19 protein-coding genes are annotated in these 20,990 nt (G+C 38.6%); 15 read left to right on the forward strand and 4 right to left on the reverse strand.

The genetic code is table 11. From position 1 onward, the window contains the following. Window positions 1-94 precede the first annotated feature (94 nt). The 3 genes from ACQ2HF_RS03770 to ACQ2HF_RS03780 form a co-directional block, all read right to left on the reverse strand. Complete coding sequence (locus ACQ2HF_RS03770) at window positions 95-1,471, reverse strand: MATE family efflux transporter (RefSeq protein WP_432412188.1); 1,377 nt, start codon at window positions 1,469-1,471, stop codon at window positions 95-97. A gap of 103 nt (window positions 1,472-1,574) precedes the next feature. Beyond that, window positions 1,575-2,621, reverse strand: coding sequence for a ferrochelatase (hemH, locus tag ACQ2HF_RS03775; protein ID WP_432412189.1), 1,047 nt, complete (start codon window positions 2,619-2,621; stop codon window positions 1,575-1,577). Window positions 2,622-2,878: 257 nt separating this feature from the next. Next, on the reverse strand, window positions 2,879-3,784 hold the full coding sequence (locus ACQ2HF_RS03780; protein WP_432412190.1) for a helix-turn-helix transcriptional regulator: 906 nt from the start codon (window positions 3,782-3,784) through the stop codon (window positions 2,879-2,881). Window positions 3,785-3,954: 170 nt separating this feature from the next. On the opposite strand from ACQ2HF_RS03780, the gene hemA reads away from it, so the two are divergent. The 9 genes from hemA (at window position 3,955) to ACQ2HF_RS03825 (ending at window position 11,380) form a co-directional block, all read left to right on the forward strand. Further along, on the forward strand, window positions 3,955-5,229 hold the full coding sequence (hemA, locus tag ACQ2HF_RS03785) for a glutamyl-tRNA reductase (RefSeq protein ID WP_432412191.1): 1,275 nt from the start codon (window positions 3,955-3,957) through the stop codon (window positions 5,227-5,229). Further along, a complete protein-coding gene (gene hemC, locus ACQ2HF_RS03790) occupies window positions 5,222-6,148 on the forward strand; it encodes a hydroxymethylbilane synthase (RefSeq protein ID WP_432412192.1) in 927 nt (308 codons plus the stop codon). The genes hemA and hemC overlap by 8 nt, the downstream gene beginning before the upstream one ends. A gap of 88 nt (window positions 6,149-6,236) precedes the next feature. Continuing rightward, on the forward strand, window positions 6,237-6,905 hold the full coding sequence (locus ACQ2HF_RS03795) for a uroporphyrinogen-III synthase (RefSeq protein ID WP_432412193.1): 669 nt from the start codon (window positions 6,237-6,239) through the stop codon (window positions 6,903-6,905). Between the two features lie 146 nt (window positions 6,906-7,051). Beyond that, window positions 7,052-8,089 (forward strand): uroporphyrinogen decarboxylase, encoded by a 1,038-nt coding sequence (gene hemE / locus ACQ2HF_RS03800; protein WP_432412194.1) that lies wholly within the window; start codon window positions 7,052-7,054, stop codon window positions 8,087-8,089. Beyond that, window positions 8,086-8,574 carry a DUF6973 domain-containing protein gene (locus tag ACQ2HF_RS03805; RefSeq protein WP_432412195.1) on the forward strand — a complete coding sequence of 163 codons (489 nt, stop codon included), beginning with the start codon at window positions 8,086-8,088 and terminating at the stop codon, window positions 8,572-8,574. Before hemE ends, ACQ2HF_RS03805 begins: the two co-directional genes overlap by 4 nt. Further along, window positions 8,575-9,354, forward strand: a complete 780-nt coding sequence (locus ACQ2HF_RS03810) for an EI24 domain-containing protein (RefSeq protein WP_432412196.1) — start codon at window positions 8,575-8,577, stop codon at window positions 9,352-9,354. It begins immediately after the preceding gene. After that, window positions 9,347-9,871 carry a GNAT family N-acetyltransferase gene (locus ACQ2HF_RS03815; protein ID WP_432412197.1) on the forward strand — a complete coding sequence of 175 codons (525 nt, stop codon included), beginning with the start codon at window positions 9,347-9,349 and terminating at the stop codon, window positions 9,869-9,871. Before ACQ2HF_RS03810 ends, ACQ2HF_RS03815 begins: the two co-directional genes overlap by 8 nt. Further along, entirely contained in the window at window positions 9,868-10,773 is a 906-nt protein-coding gene (hemF, locus tag ACQ2HF_RS03820) for an oxygen-dependent coproporphyrinogen oxidase (RefSeq protein ID WP_432412198.1), read from the forward strand. The genes ACQ2HF_RS03815 and hemF overlap by 4 nt, the downstream gene beginning before the upstream one ends. Before the next feature lie 220 nt (window positions 10,774-10,993). After that, on the forward strand, window positions 10,994-11,380 hold the full coding sequence (locus ACQ2HF_RS03825) for a hypothetical protein (protein WP_432412199.1): 387 nt from the start codon (window positions 10,994-10,996) through the stop codon (window positions 11,378-11,380). Window positions 11,381-11,437: 57 nt separating this feature from the next. On the opposite strand, the gene ACQ2HF_RS03830 is transcribed toward ACQ2HF_RS03825, so the two are convergent. After that, window positions 11,438-14,095, reverse strand: coding sequence for a DEAD/DEAH box helicase family protein (locus tag ACQ2HF_RS03830; protein ID WP_432412200.1), 2,658 nt, complete (start codon window positions 14,093-14,095; stop codon window positions 11,438-11,440). A gap of 89 nt (window positions 14,096-14,184) precedes the next feature. On the opposite strand from ACQ2HF_RS03830, the gene hemB reads away from it, so the two are divergent. The 6 genes from hemB (at window position 14,185) to ACQ2HF_RS03860 (ending at window position 20,950) form a co-directional block, all read left to right on the forward strand. Next, window positions 14,185-15,174, forward strand: a complete 990-nt coding sequence (gene hemB / locus ACQ2HF_RS03835; RefSeq protein ID WP_432412201.1) for a porphobilinogen synthase — start codon at window positions 14,185-14,187, stop codon at window positions 15,172-15,174. Window positions 15,175-15,178: 4 nt separating this feature from the next. Continuing rightward, window positions 15,179-15,691 carry a DinB family protein gene (locus tag ACQ2HF_RS03840; protein ID WP_432412202.1) on the forward strand — a complete coding sequence of 171 codons (513 nt, stop codon included), beginning with the start codon at window positions 15,179-15,181 and terminating at the stop codon, window positions 15,689-15,691. Between the two features lie 217 nt (window positions 15,692-15,908). Continuing rightward, the gene (locus tag ACQ2HF_RS03845; RefSeq protein WP_432412203.1) at window positions 15,909-17,018 is read left to right on the forward strand and encodes a CNNM domain-containing protein; all 1,110 of its coding nucleotides are present in this window, start codon (window positions 15,909-15,911) and stop codon (window positions 17,016-17,018) included. Between the two features lie 11 nt (window positions 17,019-17,029). Next, the gene (locus tag ACQ2HF_RS03850) at window positions 17,030-17,503 is read left to right on the forward strand and encodes a methylated-DNA--[protein]-cysteine S-methyltransferase (RefSeq protein ID WP_432412204.1); all 474 of its coding nucleotides are present in this window, start codon (window positions 17,030-17,032) and stop codon (window positions 17,501-17,503) included. A 9-nt stretch (window positions 17,504-17,512) separates the two neighbouring features. Continuing rightward, window positions 17,513-18,661 carry a serine hydrolase domain-containing protein gene (locus ACQ2HF_RS03855; RefSeq protein WP_432412205.1) on the forward strand — a complete coding sequence of 383 codons (1,149 nt, stop codon included), beginning with the start codon at window positions 17,513-17,515 and terminating at the stop codon, window positions 18,659-18,661. A gap of 78 nt (window positions 18,662-18,739) precedes the next feature. Continuing rightward, window positions 18,740-20,950 carry a S41 family peptidase gene (locus ACQ2HF_RS03860; RefSeq protein ID WP_432412206.1) on the forward strand — a complete coding sequence of 737 codons (2,211 nt, stop codon included), beginning with the start codon at window positions 18,740-18,742 and terminating at the stop codon, window positions 20,948-20,950. Window positions 20,951-20,990 lie beyond the last annotated feature (40 nt).

Consider the following 20,990-nt stretch of genomic DNA (forward strand, 5'->3'; position numbering starts at 1 on the left):
CTGAAAGTTAAAAATTAAAAGACCCAAAAAAATTTAAAAGGCGTGGGTGCTTTTTCAATTGCAGCAAAACTATGCTGTGCGGTATAATTCGAAGTTATGATACTTTAAGATCTCGTGTAACGGCTCTGTTTAAATAATATCCTGTCACGATGGTTGAAAGTACATCGGCAATAGGAAACGCAATCCACACGCCAAAAACACCATAGAATTTCGGTAAAATTAAAATAAGCGGAATTAAAAAGAAGCCTTGTTTGGTTAAGCTCAGTAATAAGGCAGGCACGGCTTTACCGATGGCTTGAAAATAGGAAGATCCTATGAGTTGTACTGCGATTACAGGTGTTGCAGCAAATACCCAACGTAAAGCATCCGGAGTTCGGGCTAAAATTTCAGCATTATTTCGCAAGGTTTCGGCATCTTGCCCTGCTTTGTTACTAATAAATATGGAGACCAAGTCTGGCGCAAAAATCATAATAATGGTAAAGATGAGTAATGCCAATCCGCCTGAATACAAAATAGACTTATTGATAGCTTCCCGCACACGCTGAAACTGATTAGCACCATAATTATATCCAGCAATAGGTAAAAAACCCTGATTTACACCAATCACAGGAAAGAGCGCAAACATTAAGGCACGGGAAATAATTCCGTAGGAAGCCACATCCAAAGCATCTCCTGTTGAAATAAGCACATTATTTACCAAAACGGTGAAGATACTTATCACCCCCTGCCTGGCAAGTGTTACTGAACTTAATGCGCTTATTTCTGAAACTATTTTCTTTTTAAGTTTAAAAGAATCCCATTTCAACCGAAGCTCACTTTTAAAAATGAAAAACCAAACAATAAAGGCAAAACAAATAAAATAACTTATAAACGTAGCCCAGGCAGCACCCTCCATTCCAAAATCGAATACATTAATAAGGATATAATCCATAAATATATTCGCTATGGCTGGCAACATCATGGCATACATGGCAAATTTTGGTTTTCCTTCGGCACGTATTACGTTGTTCCCCATCATACACATAGCGAGCATGACAATGCCGTACATGACAATGCGATAATAGATAAGTGCTAGGTCTTTAAAGCTTTCGTCTGCTCCAAACCATTCAATTAAAGTATCCTGAAAAATAAGTCCAAGAATGGCTAAGATACCAGAAGTTAAAAAGGTAAGGGTTACTTGATTTCCAAACACCCGGAGTGCCTTTACATCATTCCCAGAACCCAATGCCCGTGACAATACAGAGCTTCCCCCAATCCCAACAGCTAATCCAATTGCGCCAATAAAAAACGTAACGGGAATTACCACGGTAATCGCCGAAATAGCCAAAGGCCCAATCCACCGTCCCACGAAAATGGTATCCACAATCATGTTCAACGACATCACCAGAATACCTATGGAAGCAGGAACCGCTTGTTTTACCAGCAAAGAACTGATGGAAGCGGTGCCAAGGGTGTTAGATTTTCTATTCATATTTATTATTTCTTCCGCTAGAGCGGAATTTATTATCTATTACTTATTGAACAATAGATAATAAAAAATAGAAATTGCGCCAGCAATTTCAATAAGTAATAAATTAAGCGATGGCTTTATCTATATTCACAATACGCCACTCTTCCACCATATTCGCCAAGACTTGGGCAAAATCTTCGCGGTCGTTTAAGCAAGGAATTACGGTGAATTCTTTTCCGCCTACTTCGTGAAAAATTTCTTCGCCTTCCATAGCAATTTCTTCAAGTGTTTCTAAGCAATCACTCACAAAAGCTGGAGTGACGATGGCCATTTTTTTAATGCCTGCTTTTCCCATTCTTTCAATAGTACGGTCTGTGTAGGGCTGCAACCACGGGTCGAAACCTAATCTGGATTGAAAGCTTGTTGAATAGGTACCGTTTTTGAGTCCTAACTTTTTCGCAACATGTACCGTAGTAATTTCACATTGGTGGCGGTAGCAAAATTCGTGTTGTGGAGAGCCTTTTTTAAAGCAGCACTTGCCGTCCATTTGGCAATTTCCTTTAGTGACATCGCGTTTGCGAATGTGTCTTTCTGGAACCCCGTGATAACTGAACAAAATATGCTCATAGTCCAAGCCGTCTAAACTTTCAGCAATACTTTTTGAAAGTACATTTTTATAATCTTCGCGATTATAAAAAGCAGGGGTTCGGGTTATTTTTACCTGTGGAAAATGTTCCGCAACCAACTCATCTACCTTCACATCAATAGTTTCGGTAGTTGCCATGGCAAATTGTGGGTACAACGGCATGGTTTTAATTTCGGTACAGCCTTGATCTACCAGTTCTTGTAGACCTTTTTTGAGCGTCATACTTCCGTAACGCATAGCTAAGGCTACTGGAATGTTTAGTTTTTCTTGAACTTTTTCTTTGAGTCTTTCGGACAGGACGATAAGTGGAGAACCTTCTTCCCACCAAATTTTTGCGTACGCCTTTGCCGATTGTTTTGGACGAGTGTTTAAAATAATACCGCGCACCAATAATATACGCGCCCATCGTGGCACATCTATTACTCGTGGATCCATCAAGAACTCATCGAGGTATTTTTTCACGTCTTTGGGATTGGTGCTGTCTGGCGAACCCAAATTGACCAAAAGGACTCCTTTTTTATTCATATTTAAATTGTCTCCTCGAGCGCAGTCGAGAGGTTTATTGAAATCTCCTAATATTCAAAGAGTTCTCGACTGCGCTCGAACGGACATCTCAATTTCATTTTAGAAAAGCAAAAATACTGCTTAAAATTGGCTTTAAAAACCGTGTAAGATAGATTAACAAAATAGTAGGATAAGTTGATGAATGGAGATTGCTAATTGTGGATTTTTGATTGCAGAAGTAGCTCAAAAATCTACAATCGTAAATCGTATATCTAAAATCAACTAAGTCCCATCACAAACTTCTTAGGCGTAGTGCCAAATTTCTTTTTAAAAGCCGCGATAAAATGGCTTGCTGTGCTGTACCCCACTTTTAAACCAACCTCGTTTACATTATGAGCTCCGGTTGCTAATAATTGGCGCGCCACTTCCATTTTATAATCGAATAAAAAGCTGAACACGCTATCTCCATAAATCTGTTTAAAGCCTTCTTTCAATTTGTTGAGAGGCAATTGAATTTCATCTGCCAATTGTTGTAATGTAGGAGGTTCAGCCATTCTTGCGATAATGATTTCCTTTGCTTTTTTAATTTTAGAAACATTGGCCTCGTCCACCAAAAAAGGGCACTGCTCTACATCTACATCTTCTTCTCTGTTAAAATACAAACTCAACAGTTCGTAAGCTTTACCTTTAAAATAAAGCTGTTTTATGGATGGATGCAAATTGTAATTCATTAACTGATTCAAGACAATAGCCATGGAAGGTGAAATATGTGCATCTTTATAATATTTTCGGCCTTTGTTTTCGTCACTTAAAAAAGTAATATAGTTAGCTTCGGAAGAAAACAAGGTGTGGAATTTTTTAATAGGAAGTAATACTGAAAGCACCCAGGAATGTGCTGCTACAGCTACCTCAATAGGCAAATCACGCTCGGGATTGTACAACAAAAGTGAGGCGTCTTCCGCAACAGGCAACCTGTAATTCCCATTGTTAAAACTAAAAGATCCAGATCCTTTCACACAAAAATGAAACTGAATATAATCTGAACTCACTTCGCGTTTATACAACTGAATATCAGAACTTTCATTATTAAATTTTAAGATGAAAAAACCATCTTCAATCTTAGTTTCCTTGTAAATACCTTCAGCGATATTTTTTTCTGAAATAGCTTCGTCTATCGGTTTCATTTATTTAGAATTATTATAAATAAGCATTGTTTGAATAGGTTACAAAGATACGTTATTATTGACTTCAGCCGAAATAATTGAAATTTTAATACATTTCCTACAGCTATCGACACAATTGGTACGGCTGGCGTTACTTTTTAATTTATGGAGTGTTTATTTTTGCTGCGTTGATGAAAGTAACAAACGGCAAACGACATTTTTCTTCTGAAGAAGGCAATTTCTACGCCATTGGTCTTAACTATAAAAAGGCCGATGCCGAAATTCGCGGGCATTTCAGTATTTCTGAATCGGCTCAAAAAGCTATTTTAACTTCTGCTAAAGCGGAAGGCATTTCTTCATTAAGCTTACTTTCTACCTGCAATAGAACCGAACTATACGGTTTTGCGGAACACCCCTTTCAGCTTATTAAATTACTGTGTGAACATACGAACGGAACTGTAGAGGAGTTTGAAAAAGTTGCCTACATCCATAAAAACAAAGAAGCAGTTTCTCACCTTTTTAAAGTAGGAACCGGATTGGATAGTCAGATTTTAGGTGATTTTGAAATTATAAGTCAGTTACGCATTGGTTTTAAGCGATCCAAAAAAATGGGGCTGCTTAACGCTTATACAGAACGTCTTGCAAATGCTGTGATACAAGCCAGTAAGCGCATAAAAAATTACACTGAAATTTCTACAGGTGCCACTTCGGTAAGTTTTGCCGCAGTACAATACATCATGGCACGCGTTCCTTATGTGTCTGAAAAGAATATATTATTATTCGGAATTGGCAAAATTGGACGAAATACGTGTGAAAACTTGATAAAACACACCAAAAATGAACATATTACGCTCGTAAACCGCACAAAAGTAAAAGCAGAGGAAATCGCAGGGAAATTTAATTTGGTCGTAAAAGACTATGCAGACATCCAAAGTGAAATTGCCCAAACCGATATTTTAATTGTAGCAACCGGTGCGCAACAGCCAACCATTTCAAAGGAATTACTGTATTTAAAGAAGCCGCTTTTAATTTTAGATCTTTCTATTCCGAAAAATGTCTCTGAGAATGTAAAGGAACATGAACACGTCACACTTATTCATTTAGACGAACTTTCAAAAGTGACCGACGCTACATTGGCACATAGACAATCTCAAATTCCGTTGGCCCAAACAATTATTGCTGAAATTTCAGCCGAATTCAACACCTGGTCACAAAACCGAAGCTTTGCCCCTACCTTAAAAGCATTAAAAAGTAAACTTTCAGAAATAAAAGCAGGCGAAATTGACAATCAGCGACGCAAACTAACCGATTTCAACGAAGAACAAGCCGAAATTTTAACTAACCGGATTATTCAAAAAATTACAACTCAATTTGCCAACCACCTTAAAGGAGCTAATGGCAGTGCTCATGAAAGCGCCGAGTTGATTCGCAAGGTTTTTCAGTTAAACAATTCAGAAAATGAGTAAGGTAATTCGCATTGGAACGCGCGACAGCCAATTAGCACTGTGGCAAGCACACACGGTGCAAAAAAAACTGGAGGATTTGGGATACGAAACTGAGATAGTTTCAGTAAAATCTACAGGCGACCTCATCTTAGACAAGCCCTTATATGAAATGGGCATTACTGGTATTTTTACAAAAACGTTAGACGTTGCCATGCTCAATGGTACGGTAGATATTGCTGTACACAGTATGAAAGATGTTCCTACGGCACTCCCAAAAGGAATTGTTCAGGTTGCCGTTTTAGAGCGTGCTTCTTCAGAAGATGTCTTGGTCACAAAAGGCACTATTGACTATGCAAATCCCTGCACTATTGCCACGGGAAGCCTGCGTCGCAAAGCACAGTGGCTGTCCAGATATCCCCACCATACCGTTGTTGATTTACGCGGAAATGTAAATACCAGATTACAAAAACTACACGATAACAACTGGCAGGGAGCCATTTTTGCCAAAGCAGGTTTAAAAAGAATTGATATGCTTCCAGACACTTTTGAAACATTGGACTGGATGCTTCCGGCAGCCGCGCAAGGAGCCATGGTAGTTGTGGCTTTAGAAAAAGATACTTTCTCCACAGAAGCTCTATCAAAACTGAATCACAAACCTTCTGAAATTTGCACCCAATTAGAACGCGATTTTTTACGCACTCTAGAAGGTGGTTGTACAGCCCCAATTGGTGCTTTGGCTGAAGTAGTAGGAGATGCCATTCAGTTTAAAGGGTGTCTATTTTCTCTGGATGGTAAGCAAAAATTAGAGATCGCAGCTTCTGCTCCGTTTAACTTGCGCTCGGGAGAAAAGCATACCCTTGGTGAGAACAAGGCAAAAGAAATATTGGACAGTGGAGGAAGCGAATTGATGGCAAAAATTAAAAAGGAGATACGTAAATAATACTGTGCTCTCGAGCGCAATCGAGAGTTCATTAAAAATTTGTAACTACAATAATAATTCTCGACTGCGCTCGAACAGACACTCTAAAATGGCTTCTATCCTCTCTACAAAAAAATTAAAACCCAACCAACGAGATTTGCTCCTTGGCGCTGGTTTTAGCGTTGTGGATTATAATGCGATAGGTATTGAATTTCTAGACTTTGAAATGCCTTCTGAAATAAAGAATGGCATTTTTACGAGTCAGAATAGTGTTAGAGCTTTGATTAATAATTCAGAGTTTACTCCCTCTCAATGGGAGAGGGCCGGGGTGAAGGTTTTCTGCGTTGGCCAAAAAACTAAAGCCCTTTTAGAACAAAACAAACTAAAAGTTGTAAAAACAACCGATTATGGCGAAGATTTAGCCGATTTTATCACAAAAAACCACAAAAACGATTCGTTTCATTTTTTTTGCGGAACCATTAGAAGAGAAGAAATACCAAAGGCATTACTTGCTTCTAAAATCGAATTTATTGAAGTAAAAACATACAAAACAACGTTAAAACCAAAGAAATTTGTCCAAAAATGGAATGGAATCCTGTTTTTTAGTCCTAGTGCTGTGGAAAGTTTTGCGACAGAGAATAAAATTGATACTTCAATAGCTTTTTGCATTGGTAAAACAACTGCTGCTGAAGCTCAAAAATATACGTCAAATGTCGTTGTTGCTAATACTACTTCAGTAGAAAGTGTGATTGCGAAGGCTGTGAAAACTTTAAAATAATTATTCTGTCCCCTCGAGCACTATTTGAAAAATTAAGTTTGCTTAATTTTGAAGATACCACGCGCAGCGCTCGAGAGGTCATTAAAATATCAAAAAACTAAATAAGTTCTCGACTGCGCTCGAAATAATAACTAAGAACATACATAATGACACATATAAAAAACGATTTATTCCTCCGTGCCCTTAAAGGTGAAACTGTAGACCGCCCACCCGTTTGGATGATGCGTCAAGCGGGACGTTATCTTCCAGAATTTATGGAAATAAAGGCAAAATACGACTTTTTCACCCGTTGCCAGACGCCAGAATTAGCGAGTGAAATCACCGTGCAGCCCATAAGAAGATACGGCATGGATGCTGCAATTTTATTCTGCGATATTTTAGTGATTCCACAGGCAATGAATATTGAAGTAGAGATGAAACCCGGTCTTGGACCTTGGTTGCCTAACCCAATTCGAACGCACAAAGATCTGGACAGTGTTATTGTCCCTGATATTCACGATACACTTGGCTATGTAATGGATGCCATTAAAATGACAAAAGAAAAGTTGAATGATGACATTCCATTAATAGGTTTTGCAGGAAGTCCTTGGACTATTCTATGTTATTGTGTGCAAGGCCAGGGAAGCAAGAATTTTGACAAAGCAAAAGAATTTTGTTTCACCCAACCCGTTGCTGCGCACGAATTATTGCAAAAAATTACAGACACGACTATTGCCTATTTAAAAGAAAAAGTGAAAGCGGGTGTAAATGCCGTACAAGTTTTTGATAGCTGGGGAGGGATGTTATCGCCGGAAGATTATCAAACATTCTCGTGGCAATATATTCAACAAATTATTGATGCGCTAAAGGACATTACGCCCGTGATTGCCTTTGGAAAAGGATGCTGGTTTGCCTTAGACAGTATGGCAAAAAGCGGTGCTGCTGCATTAGGTGTAGATTGGACCTGCTCTCCTAAAAATGCTCGTGCTTTAACGGGTGGAAATATTACGCTCCAGGGTAATTTTGATCCAACACGACTGTTTAGCCCACCGGTTGAAATCAAGAAAATGGTGAAAGAAATGATTGATGCTTTCGGAAAAGATAAATATATTGTCAACTTGGGGCACGGAATTTTACCTAATATTCCCCTAGAAAATGCAGGCGCTTTTATTGAAGCAGTGAAAGAATACAAACTAGAATCTTGAAAATCTGGGCACGCATCAAGAAATTGAGTTTCCCTCAATTATGGCAATTTTCAGTTTTATTTCTGAAACATCCACTATTGATTATTCCCACATTACAGGCAACAAAAAGAACATTTCAAATTTGTGATACCCTCTATGGAAAAGAACATCACAAAAGCAATAAAGCAAATGCTTTTAGACACGCCCTGTGGAATGTGTTACTTTGTAAAAATTCGATGAAAAGATTCAAAAACAAACAAAAAAGTGTGTTTTGGGCCCAAAATATAACCGATTTATACGAAAAAGTCACTCAAAATGAAGTGTTGGAGGAAGCGATGGATTTACACAACAACACCATTGGAAGAATCTGTTTTTTGAACTTTTTAGATCAAAATGAAGAGGAAATCGTAACTTTTCTTCAAAATAAAGCAGAAAATTCTCAAAAAGTAGAAAAACTAAACGCTTTCAAAAAACATCAAAATCAACTCGTTTATTTACTAGAATAAATGATTAAAAACATCTTTAAAGGCATCAAGGCCTATGGCGGAACTCTTCAGCTAATTAGCAAATTAGGATTGTGGAAGTATTTTGGAGTGCCCATCATTATTAGTATTATTTCGGCGGCGCTTATTGGACTTTTAGCCTGGGGCTTAAGTGGCTCTATTGGGGGATTTATTGCCAAAATATGGTTTTGGGAATGGGGTGCAGAAACCTTCAGAAAGGTTAGTGATATCCTAGGCGCTTTCACAATTCTGGCGCTTGGGTTAATTGCCTACAAACATATTATTCTTGCTTTGAGTGCTCCGTTTATGAGCCCGGTTTCAGAAAAAATTGAAAGGCATCTTCTAGGAGAAATCCATCAGCATCGAAATACCACCAATACAGCACAACTGTGGCGTGGTGTTCGTATTAATATTCGCAACTTAGTACTGGAACTTTTATTCACCATCCCTTTACTTATTTTAAGTTTTATTCCTGGTGTGAATATTTTTACAGGAATTCTAATCTTTCTGATACAAGCCTATTATGCCGGTTTTGGAAATATGGATTATACCCTGGAGCGCCATTTTAAATACGACGATAGCACCAAATTTGTACGAAACAACAGCGGTATCGCCATTGGAAACGGGATTGTTTTTATGGCGATGCTCTTTATTCCTGTGATAGGGATTATTCTGGTGTTACCCTTATCTGTAACCGCTTCAACTACCGAAACCTTAAGGTTATTAAAGGAGCAAAACAAGTTAAAATTAGACAGGCCTCTAAACAAAACCTTAGATGTCTAATTCTTCAGAAATAAATATTGCTTTAATAACCTCAGAAAATGCCGCGGCATTACACCGCTTAATGGTCTCAAACAAGGTATATTTTATAAGATATATGCCCAAAACTGTTTCGAGCAATGTAACTTTAGAGGGTAGTGCCCGTTTTATTAAAAACATTTCTGAAGAGGCGCTATTGAAAAAGCAATTTCTGTATACCATTACATATCAAGCTGAATTGGTGGGTCTCGTGTATTTAAAAGAACTGGATTGGGAAAACAAACAAGGGGAATTTGCTTATTGCCTTGCTGAAAATTTCAGCGGAAAAGGAATTACCTCTACTGCAGTGAAGCAACTTATCTCCATTGCTTTTAATGAGTTGAAGTTAGAAAATCTCATCATTATTGTTCATAAATCAAATATGGGGAGCATAAAAGTAGCAGAGAAGTGTGGGTTTAAGCATACCAAAACACTAAAAAATGAATTTACTCCAACAGGTGAAAACCCGCTTGATATGGAGCTTTACGAACTGAGAAAATGAAACAAGAATTCACAGCCTACATCCGCAAACTTCAAAACACCATCACTTCAAAATTAGAAGAAATTGATGGCAAAGCTTCTTTTAGAGAAGACGTATGGAAAAGACCTGAAGGCGGTGGTGGCCGCACCCGAGTGATCGAAAACGGGGCCGTATTTGAAAAGGGCGGCGTAAATATTAGCGAAGTACACGGTGCATTACCTGAAAGTATGCAACAGTATTTTGGTGTAAAAGATGCCGATTTCTTCGCCTGCGGATTAAGTTTGGTGCTACACCCTACAAACCCCATGGTTCCAACAGTACATGCCAATTGGCGGTACTTTGAAATGTACAATGCGGCTGGTGAAATCGTAGACCAATGGTTTGGTGGCGGACAAGACCTTACACCTTATTATTTATTTGAAGAAGATGCCAAGCATTTTCATGCCATCTGTAAAACTGCTTGTGATAAACACAATCCTGAATTTTATTCAGCTTATAAAGAGCGTTGCGATGAATATTTTTACAATCCACATCGTGGTGAAGGGCGTGGTATTGGCGGATTGTTTTTTGATTATTGTAAAGTTTCTCCAACCATGACAATGCAGGATTGGTACCATTTTGTTACTGAGGTTGGAGATAGTTTTTTGGAAGCCTACATTCCTATTGTTGAAAACAGAAAAAACCTTCCATATTCCGAAGCTCAAAAAGATTGGCAAGAAATACGTCGTGGGCGGTATGTAGAGTTTAATTTAGTACATGATAAAGGGACACTTTTTGGCTTAAAGACCAATGGACGTATTGAAAGTATACTTATGAGCCTCCCTCCAAAAGTACAGTGGGTGTATGACCACCAGCCAGATGTTGGCAGCGAAGAGGAAAAGCTGTTGGACGTCCTTACAACCCCTAAAGACTGGCTTAGATAGCTGGAGAGCTCGCTCATTTTATATACGTATATAGTATAAGTATTATACATATGTTTCTTAATGTTCTCGTAAAATAATTCTGATGTCCTGTGTGCCATATGCTTAAAAACTAACATATCAACACCTTACGAACAATTCCACTTTGTAAATTCTTTTGGCACTACTTTTTCTATATATCAATCAGAAATAAACATTAAAACAAACATTAAAACTTAAAATTATGAAGAAGTTATTGTTAACTGCCGTATTTGCATTAGGAACCCTAACAGCAATCCAAGCACAAGAAAAAGAAGTTGAAGTACAGGATCCTACAAACGCAGTACAAGAAGAAACTGTAAAAGAGGATGCTAAATTACTAGCGAAAGCAGAAGCACAACCTGTAGCTTTTAAAGAAATTAAAGTTTCTGAAATTCCTGCGGCCGTTTCTAAAGCATTAGCAACAGACTTTAAAGGTGCCGTTGTTGAAAAAGCTTATGTAAACGAAAAGCAAGAATTTAAATTGGTAATAGCTACTGGTGAAAAAGATGCCAAAGCAGCAACCAAAACAGTATTCGCCTCTAAAGACGGAGAGTGGATCAAGCAACCAAAAGCGATGATGAAACAATAGTTAAGATTCGCAATTGATGAAAAGGTGCTCTATTATATAGAGCACCTTTTTTTTGATCTATTTCCAAATAAGTGCCGTTTTACAAGTTACTTGATCCTCCTCTTGATAGGATTGAAAACGTGCTTTAAGCAAAAGCTTCCTTCCTTCTAAATTTCGGGTAAAAACTAATTGAGCCGGTCCATTGTAGCGTAGCCAAATTGAAAAAAACACCTGAGCATCTGCCTTTCGTTCTCCAAAAACCTTGGGAACCGAGTAATAATTAGAAAAGCCTAGTTTTTTTCGCAGCCAATTAGCTTGAGAAATTATATACCTTGGATTTTCAATAGAATTAATAACTTCCTGTAAATAATTCACAAATAAAATTCCTTCTTTGGCACTGGCTCCCACCAAATAACATGACAGCGAACCGTCTTCAAATTCATCAACTTTTAGAGATACTTTATGCTCGGTTTCAGAAATTAATTTATGCGCTACCATTGCCTCTTTTAGCGCCTGTGCAATCTTTAAAAGTTCTTTATCTCTACGTCCGTATTTTAGATACAATGCTACTGCCTTCACAGTTTTGGGTAGTAAAATCATCGCAAAACCAAGGACCAAAGCATACACAAAGTACAGTACTCCTTTAGAGAGTAAAGCAGTAAAATTTTTAAAGAATAATTCTGGCAACGTTATTGTAAAAAGGGCGGTGAGTTCGAACAGCACAAAAGTTAAGGCGTCTTTAAAGTATAGCTTCTTAAGCATTCCGTGCGTTTGTTTCTTGTTGTAATTCAATTTTAGTTCGCGCACCAGGATATCTCCATCGCCAATTGCATTTTCCCATCGTTTTGAAACTAGGTGTCGTGCTGCAGCCAGTTGTTTCATTTTTGAATTTAATGCTACAACATCGTGATGTGTTTCTTGCATCAATTTCAAGCGATCGGCTCCATTTTCAATGTAGGGATCGCCTTCTAATGAAATTCCACAGAAGGCTTCAAAACGCCTTAACAACAAAGCTATATCTACCCCTCCCGTTTCACTTGTAGGGTCGACGCAGGCAATGTGCCAAATGTTTGCCACTTTATCGTGCTGCAACGGATGTACACGTATGGCACGCCCTCGCATTTGGTTGGACATGACAAAAGAGCCTACAAAACTTGCTAAAATTAAGGTGTTAATGGCAGGCGCGTCCCAGCCTTCACCCAACAATGATTTGGTTCCTATAAGTACTTCAATGCTACCCGTTTCAAAAAGCTGCGTCATGGCGCTTACCATTTCTTTACTTCCTGCAACATTGGGTTTTATGATAACAAATTCGGTTTCCCAGAGGATTTCCTGGCTGAAATTTTCTACGGAAATGATTGCTGAAAGTTCATCCACCACGGAATTATGAATGATAATAAGCGACCCAGTTAACACACCTAATTTCTCCTGTTTTAAAGGAAAATCAGCTTCTTTTTCTATTGCATTGCGCACAAACTGAAAAATAGGCACCACGCCCAATTTATTGATTTCAGTAATAGATTGGGTATGTTGTACTTCCAAAAATTCCTTTCGGATATAATCTGAAAGTACCACCATTCGCAATCCGCTTTTTAGATTTTCGCTTTCCATTTTCACAATTTCAACGATGCTTTTCAGCTTGGAAGGACTTTGGGCTAGCTTTCGATAAAGGCTTTGTTCCCCTATGAGGTTAATTCGGTTTAAATCGAACGCACCAATCTTTCGGAGTTGCTTTTCAATGGAAAGGAGTACTACTTCATCTTCAACATAAAACTCCCTGTTTTCAATCAAAAACGGATTGAGCAACGCTTCTACCCAAGAGTAGGTCAACGATGGGAAGGCTACTTTTTTAGCTTCAATCCCTAAAAATTCGGTTTTTGTTACTGGAATTTCAATACCTGTAGCGTTCAGATAAATTAGTAATGCTGAAAAACATTCAGGGTTTTTATAGATTTCATCCAAGTTAGCTTCCGTTTCGGCATAAAAAGGGTGTTTTTGGACAAATTCAATAAACTCTTGATTCGTTTTCAAGTCATTCACAAACGCCATCAAGTTTTCCCGATAGGTGATGATGTAACGGATTTGTTCCGCTTCCGGTTCAGAAAAATAAATATAATCCTGATGTGGACATAAATTACCTTCGCGCACCAATTCTGGAACGCCAATCTCCATATCTATGGGGCCGCAGAGGTCAAAGTATTTCTTTATTTCACTTTGTTCGCTATCGTAAGGTGGCGTAGCGGTGAGGGCAATGAGTGTACAATTTTCTAAGTCTTTTAAACTGAAAAGCGGCTTCCACCATTCGTTTTTAAGATGGTGTGCTTCGTCCAAAACCAAGGTGCCAATGCCTGCTTTCTGAAAAAATGTAACTAACTTTTCCGAAGAAAACTCCAAATCATTTTTAAAAAAGGAATACAACGACTGGTAGGTAGAAAATGTGAGCGTCTCAGGATTTTTAATGTCGAAAGAAGTTTCAACACAATTGGTATCCTTTACAAAACATTCCTGCATTCGCTCGTGCCATTGATTTCTAATGGTGAGTGTAGGAGATAGAATAAGGGCTTTTTTATTGAGGCGTTGTACCATTTCCAATCCCAGAACAGTTTTTCCGGAGCCTGGTGGCGCCACTACGTGCAGATGGTCGTCTTCCAAGTGGGTATCAAATTCCTTCAAGAAACGATCTTGGTATGTCCGCCAGGGATAGATAAAGGAAAAGTGCTGTGATAGTAAGCTCAAGGGGCGAAAGACTCTAGTAATAATTAGTACATTTGCAGCGTTAAAAATAGGGAATTGAGACGAGACAATTCCTCAATAAACGCAAAAGCATGTACCCACTTCGCAGAAATAGAAGACTCCGCCAAAACGAATCCATTAGAAGTTTGGTTAGAGAAACCATCATCTCCCCAAACGATTTTTTAGTGCCGCTTTTTATCGTGGAAGGCAAAGGCATAAAAGAAGAAATTGCTTCTATGCCTAATTACTATCGCTACAGCCTGGATTTGCTGAAAGCTGAAGTAAATGAATTGTGGTCCCTGGGCTTAAAAAGTGTATTGCTTTTTGTGAAAGTGCCCGATAATCTCAAAGACAATAATGGTACTGAAGCTTTAAACAAAGACGGTTTGATGCAACGCGCCATTAAAACGGTAAAAGACGTATGCCCAGAAATGTTGGTTATGACAGACGTCGCGATGGATCCATATTCCAGCTATGGTCACGACGGGATTGTAAGTGACGGTAAAATAATAAACGACGACACCAATGCCATCCTTGCCGAAATGTCGCTAAGTCACGCCAATGCAGGAGCAGACTTTGTAGCGCCCAGCGATATGATGGACGGCCGTATTTTTGAAATCCGCAGTCTTTTGGAAGACGAGGGGTTTCACGACACCGGAATTATGAGTTACAGTGCTAAATATGCGAGTGCTTTTTATGGCCCTTTTCGGGATGCTTTGGATAGCGCGCCAGTAGCGCAACAAAACGTACCTAAAGACAAACAAACCTATCAAATGGATTTTGCCAACCGGGACGAAGCTGTTAAAGAAACCTTGATGGATATTGAAGAAGGTGCAGATATTGTGATGGTAAAACCAGGCTTGTGTTATCTGGATGTGGTTCGTGATATTCGAGAAGCTGTAAACGTTCCAGTTGCTGTGTACCAGGTAAGTGGTGAATATGCCATGTTAAAAGCCGCTGCCGAAAAAGGGTGGTTAGATCACGATGCCGTTATGATGGAGCAGGTTACTGCTATTAAAAGAGCAGGTGCGAATATCATAGCAAGTTATTTTGCAAAGGATGTTGTGAAGCTAATTTCTTAACGGTATGAAATATTTATTTTTATTCCTTTCAGTATTTTTTATGGCAAATTGTTTTGCCCAACAAATCACTCCAAAACAAGCCTGGCTGGAAAAGTGGGAAAACAGCAAAAACTATCTTATCGGCATTGCTGAGGTCATGCCGGAAGAAGGCTACGATTTTAAACCCACTGAACGACAAATGAGCTTTAAGGAGCAGCTCGTTCACATACAAGGAAATATAGATTGGTTAAGCACTTCTTATTTTACCGAAATCGGATTTAAAAACGCAACCGCAGAAACTCCATCCACAAAAGCAGAAACTATCACCCTGATTACTGAAACTTTTGATAACGCTTCAAAAATCATTGCCTCAGTTTCTGAAGATAGCCTTTTAGAAACAGTAGAATTCTTCGCTGGTTCAAAAAGTAAACTTCAAATTTTAAATCTGCTGCAAGACCATATTACACACCACCGAGGGCAATTGATTGTGTACCTCAATTTAAAAGATGTGGAACCGCCAGCATATTCGGGTTGGTAAGTTCCAAATTAACTTAAAAGGGACGGTTGGAACCCAGAACATTCGCTGCGCTCATGACACGAGCCACGACAAAAATTTTAACAATCTGAAGTCCTGAATCGTGGAGTCTGCCACAGCGGACGGTCGTGGTTCTAACCGTCCAAGAATTCCAAACTTTAAAATATCTTTAATACCCAAAATCTAAACAATACACTAACTTGCAAGAAAACCACTTTTTATGGGCATTTTACTACTCTACGCGGTACTTTCTATCTTCTTTTCGTTTATGTGTTCTATTCTGGAAGCTGCGCTACTAAGTTTTACCCCTTCTTTTATAAAATTGAAAAAAGCAGAAGGTAAAGGCTATGCAAAAACGTTGGCTCACTTAAAAAAGGATATAGACAAACCTCTTATTGCTATTTTAACCGTAAATACTATTGCACATACCGTAGGTGCAATTTTGGTAGGTGAACAAGCAGGTAAAATGGCTCTTGAAGGTGGGATTGATATCACATTTTTAGGATTCAATTTTGTTGCTATTGTTTCAGCTATTATGACCTTACTTATTTTAGTTATTTCAGAAATAATACCAAAAACCATTGGCGCCACGTATTGGAAAAAATTAGGTTCTTTTACTGCTATTTCTCTAAAAGCTATGATGTTTCCGTTAAAATACACTGGAATCCTTTGGATATTAACCCTTACTACAAAACTTATTGGCAAATCTGCGCACGTAAGTACGATGAGTCGTGAAGAATTTATCGCACTAACCGATGCCGCCGAACAAGAAGGTGTTTTTGAAGAGAATGAAGTAGCCGTAATTAAAAACTTATTGGTATTTAAATCCATCTTGGCAAAAGATGTAATGACGCCTTTCCCTGTCGTTGAAATGGAAGATGAAAATACTACACTTACTGAGTTTCATCAACATCATAAAAACACTAAATTTTCAAGAATTCCAGTTTTCAAAGACAAGACTCATAATATCACTGGTTTTGTCTTAAAAGATGATATTCTGGAAGAATTGGTAGAGGAACACGGCAACAAAACACTAAGCGATATTAAGCGTGAACTTGCGGTGATAGACGCCCAAAAACCCATTCCAGACTTATTTGACACTTTTTTAAAACAGCGTACACATATTGCATTGGTTGTAGACGAATTTGGCAACACCATTGGCGTAGTTACTATGGAAGATATTATAGAAACACTTTTAGGTCTTGAGATTATGGACGAGAGCGATACCATTGAAGATATGCAAGTGGCTGCCAGAAAAAACTGGGAAAGCCGCGCCAAACGTATGGGCATACAATTACAACAACGTGAGGAAGAAGATGAAGCCGAATAATACATACAACTATGGAAATTGCTTTTATAAATACCCCAGTAGGCAGCCTTAAAATTGAAGGTTCTAGGGAAGGGATTTCTGCAATTGTATTTTCTGAAGAAGCCGTTCCAAAAAATCAAAAGATTTCTCCACATCTCCAACAAGCAGTTGATCAAATCCAGCAATATTTCAGTAAAAAAAGAACTGCCTTTGATCTTAAATTAGCTCCAAAAGGAACCGAATTCCAACAAAAAGTATGGAAAGAATTGCAAACTATTCCGTATGGAAAAACTACTTCCTATCAACAAATGGCGAATCAATTAGGCGATCCTAAAGTAATTAGAGCCGCTGCTAGTGCCAATGGCAAAAATCCTATTTCAATACTAATTCCTTGTCATCGCGTCATTGGAAGCGATGGTTCCTTAACTGGGTATGCTGGCGGATTGCTTCGTAAAAAATGGTTGTTGGCTCATGAGAGTCCGGTAAGGCAAGGAAAATTATTTTAAATTTATTTCATGAAATTCATAAAACGCTTTTTTAAATGGTTTGTTGGGGTACTACTATTCCTTATTGCCGTAGCCTACATCACAGATTATGACTACATCCTAAAAGGAATACGCGTTGTTTACTTTACAGGGCATACCACCGCATTTATAGATGATCATGAGTATTTTGAAAACGAAACCATTGCTGCAAGCACCCAACCACAACCCTGGCCTGTTCATAGAGATTTTAATACAATTCCTCCAACCGAAACTTTAGAAGAAACCCACAAAACATTTGGGACCGTTGCCTTTCTCATCATCAAAAATGATAGTATTTGGCACGAAGCATATGCTGAAGGCTACGATGAAACTTCACAAACCAATAGCTTTTCCATGGCTAAGAGTATTACCTCGGCGCTATTGGGAAAAGCGATAAAAGATGGCTTTATAACAAGTATCAATCAGCCAGTAGGCGATTTTATACCGAAATTTAAAAACACCTACATGACCGTTGGCGATTTATCCTCTATGGCCAGCGGCCTTAATTGGGACGAAAGCTACACCAGCCCGTTTAGTGTAACCGCACAATCCTATTATGATGATGATTTGGCCGAAACCATTTTAAATCTAGAAGTAACCGAAACACCTGGAGAGTCCTATAAGTATTTAAGTGGAAACACCCAATTGTTAGCAATGGTCATAGAAAAAGCCAGTGGAAAACAGTTAGAAACATACTTGCAAGAAAGCTTTTGGAATCCCATGGGGGCAGAGCAACCCGCCCTTTGGCAAGTAGACGATAAAGAAAACCGTCTCGTAAAAGCTTATTGTTGCATTGCCAGTAATGCGCGGGATTTTGCGCGTTTTGGAAAGCTGTATAAAGACTTTGGCCAATGGAATGGACAACAACTTATAGATTCTGCTTTTGTAGCAAAAAGCGTACGTCCAAGGTTCGAGGAAAGCCCGGAATATGGGTATGGCTTTTGGCTTAGTGATTATTTAGATAAACAAATATTTGTTATGCGTGGTATTTTAGGGCAGTATGTAATTACCATTCCAGAGGACGACCTCATCATTGTACGATTGGGGCATCAACGCGGCTCTAGAAGTGATAATCCGTTTAGTGTTGATTTTTACACCTACGTTAAGGAAACGTATGAAATGTTAGAGACAAAACGCTAAAAATTTAATTAAAAGTAGTTTTTCTGAAATATCTCTATCAAAATTGGGTCTTTATGTTGAACCAAAAAAATCAAGAAAATGAAAAAAATTATGTTTTTAATGGCACTCTTAACGGTTGCTATACTTTCAGCACAAGAAAATAAAAATTACAGTTTTGAAATTTTAGAAGAAGGCTTCGCAAAATCATGGGAAACCTTTGGTAACGGCAATCATCTTGTTGCAGTAGATTCGGAAATTGCCCAGAAGGGTACAAAATCAATGTTTATTTCCAGTGATGATGCTACTGATAGTTTTAAGGCTATAAGCTTTAGCATTCCAGTGAATTTTGACGGCAAAAAAATGAAACTTACAGGCTATATTAAAACTGAAAATGTAGCTGACCATGCGGGTCTTTGGATGCGTATTGACCCCAATGTGGCCTTTGACAATATGGAAGACAGACCCGTTTCTGGCACAACAGATTGGACAAAATACGAAGTAGAATTAAAACTGAATCCATCAAAAGCCACACACGTTGTAGTAGGTGGATTGCTAATAGGTACTGGCAAGATGTGGATAGACAACCTTGAAGTAACTGTAGATGGCAAACCCATTGAAAAAGCAGCTCCCAAAAAGCTGGACAAGGTTCAGAGCGATCAGGAGTTTGACAAGGGTTCTGGAATATCATTACAGAATTTGAACAAACAAGAAGAGGAAAATGCTACGATACTTGGAAAAGTCTGGGGGTTTTTGAAATACCATCATCCACAAATAGCTTCAGGAAATTATAATTGGGATTATGAGTTGTTTCGGTATATGCAGCCTATTATAACAAGTAAAACTTCGGCTGAAAGAGATCAAAACCTCCTTGCTTGGATTCAGAAATATGGTAAACTCAAGCCTTGTAAGAAGTGTAAGGAAACCAAGCCAAATGCCGAATTAAAACCAGATCATAGGTGGATTACCCAGGAAGGGCTTTCCATACCACTACAACAAACGCTTCAGGATATATATAAAAATCGCTTTCAGGGCGACCAGTATTATATTGACTATGCTAACAAACAGGTAGGCAATCCAGATTTTAAAAACGAAAACGATTATGCCAACATGCCTTATCCAGATAGCGGTTTTAGGCTCCTTGCGCTCTATCGTGTTTGGAACGCTGTGCACTATTTTTCACCCAACAAACACATTACAGATTTGGATTGGAACGACGTACTAAACAAGTATGTGGCGCCATTTGTAAATGCAGAAAATGAAGTTGAATACGAAATAGCCGCGCTACAACTTATTGGAGAGATGAAGGATACCCACTCTAACCTTTGGGGTGGTGGCGATAAGATAAAAGAAATGAAAGGCAGTTTATTCCCGCCAGTGCACGTTCGGTTTATTGAGGACCAATTAGTAGTCACAGATTTCTATAATCCCGAACTAAAAGCAAGTACTGGCCTGGAATTGGGCGACGTCATCACTTCAATAAATGGGAAGAGCGTTTCTGCAACTGTACTACAAAAACTACCCTATTATCCTGCCTCCAATAAGCCTTCACAATTACGAGACTTAGCTCAGGATATCTTGAGATCCAATGATGCTTCTATAAAAATTGAAGTGCAACGGGCAGATGCAAACAAAAGCATAGAGCTCAATCTCTACAATCGTGACAAATTAAACATGTATAGCTGGTATCCAAAACCTAAAGGGAAATCGTATAAAATGCTGGACGGAAATATTGGATATGTAACCCTTGCAAATATTACCAATGAAGATCCAAAAGCCATCGCAAAAGAATTTATAGATGCGAAAGGATTAATTCTTGACATTCGAAATTATCCTTCCGCATTTATGCCCTTTGCACTGGGACAATTTATTGCTCCCCGCGGTACCGAGTTTGTGAAGTTTACCACCATGAATCCAGACAACCCAGGCGAATTTAATATGGGTTCATCTTTAATGATTGGTGCAGGCACTATAGCGAAGAAAAAATTTGAAGGCCCGGTAGTTGTCCTTGTAAACGAACTTTCCCAAAGCCAGGCAGAATATACGGCCATGGCGTTTCGAGCGGCTCCCAAAACTACGGTTATTGGAAGCACTACCGCAGGAGCAGATGGAAACGTTTCCAACATCCCTATTCCAGGCGGAATGCGCACTATGATTAGCGGAATTGGCGTATATTACCCAGACGGAAGCCCAACGCAACGCGTAGGAATTGTGCCAGATATTGAAATAAAACCTACCATTAAAGGTATTGCGGAAGGCAGAGATGAACTTATGGAAAAAGCAATAGAAATTATAGAAACCAAAGGGAAATAATCATCTTTAAATTAAATTTCGTAGTTTTAAAACATCTCCC

The organism is Rasiella sp. SM2506 (assembly GCF_050859505.1).
Classification (GTDB): domain Bacteria; phylum Bacteroidota; class Bacteroidia; order Flavobacteriales; family Flavobacteriaceae; genus Marinirhabdus.

Excerpts from the sequence above, each read along its gene's own strand:
- ACQ2HF_RS03770 (WP_432412188.1), bottom strand. The coding sequence starts at position 1,471 with ATGAATAGAAAATCTAACACCCTTGGCACCGCTTCCATCAGTTCTTTG.
- hemH (WP_432412189.1), bottom strand. The coding sequence starts at position 2,621 with ATGAATAAAAAAGGAGTCCTTTTGGTCAATTTGGGTTCGCCAGACAGC.
- ACQ2HF_RS03780 (WP_432412190.1), bottom strand. The coding sequence starts at position 3,784 with ATGAAACCGATAGACGAAGCTATTTCAGAAAAAAATATCGCTGAAGGT.
- hemA (WP_432412191.1), top strand. The coding sequence starts at position 3,955 with ATGAAAGTAACAAACGGCAAACGACATTTTTCTTCTGAAGAAGGCAAT.
- hemC (WP_432412192.1), top strand. The coding sequence starts at position 5,222 with ATGAGTAAGGTAATTCGCATTGGAACGCGCGACAGCCAATTAGCACTG.
- ACQ2HF_RS03795 (WP_432412193.1), top strand. The coding sequence starts at position 6,237 with ATGGCTTCTATCCTCTCTACAAAAAAATTAAAACCCAACCAACGAGAT.
- hemE (WP_432412194.1), top strand. The coding sequence starts at position 7,052 with ATGACACATATAAAAAACGATTTATTCCTCCGTGCCCTTAAAGGTGAA.
- ACQ2HF_RS03810 (WP_432412196.1), top strand. The coding sequence starts at position 8,575 with ATGATTAAAAACATCTTTAAAGGCATCAAGGCCTATGGCGGAACTCTT.
- ACQ2HF_RS03815 (WP_432412197.1), top strand. The coding sequence starts at position 9,347 with ATGTCTAATTCTTCAGAAATAAATATTGCTTTAATAACCTCAGAAAAT.
- hemF (WP_432412198.1), top strand. The coding sequence starts at position 9,868 with ATGAAACAAGAATTCACAGCCTACATCCGCAAACTTCAAAACACCATC.
- ACQ2HF_RS03825 (WP_432412199.1), top strand. The coding sequence starts at position 10,994 with ATGAAGAAGTTATTGTTAACTGCCGTATTTGCATTAGGAACCCTAACA.
- hemB (WP_432412201.1), top strand. The coding sequence starts at position 14,185 with ATGTACCCACTTCGCAGAAATAGAAGACTCCGCCAAAACGAATCCATT.
- ACQ2HF_RS03840 (WP_432412202.1), top strand. The coding sequence starts at position 15,179 with ATGAAATATTTATTTTTATTCCTTTCAGTATTTTTTATGGCAAATTGT.
- ACQ2HF_RS03845 (WP_432412203.1), top strand. The coding sequence starts at position 15,909 with ATGGGCATTTTACTACTCTACGCGGTACTTTCTATCTTCTTTTCGTTT.
- ACQ2HF_RS03850 (WP_432412204.1), top strand. The coding sequence starts at position 17,030 with ATGGAAATTGCTTTTATAAATACCCCAGTAGGCAGCCTTAAAATTGAA.
- ACQ2HF_RS03855 (WP_432412205.1), top strand. The coding sequence starts at position 17,513 with ATGAAATTCATAAAACGCTTTTTTAAATGGTTTGTTGGGGTACTACTA.
- ACQ2HF_RS03860 (WP_432412206.1), top strand. The coding sequence starts at position 18,740 with ATGAAAAAAATTATGTTTTTAATGGCACTCTTAACGGTTGCTATACTT.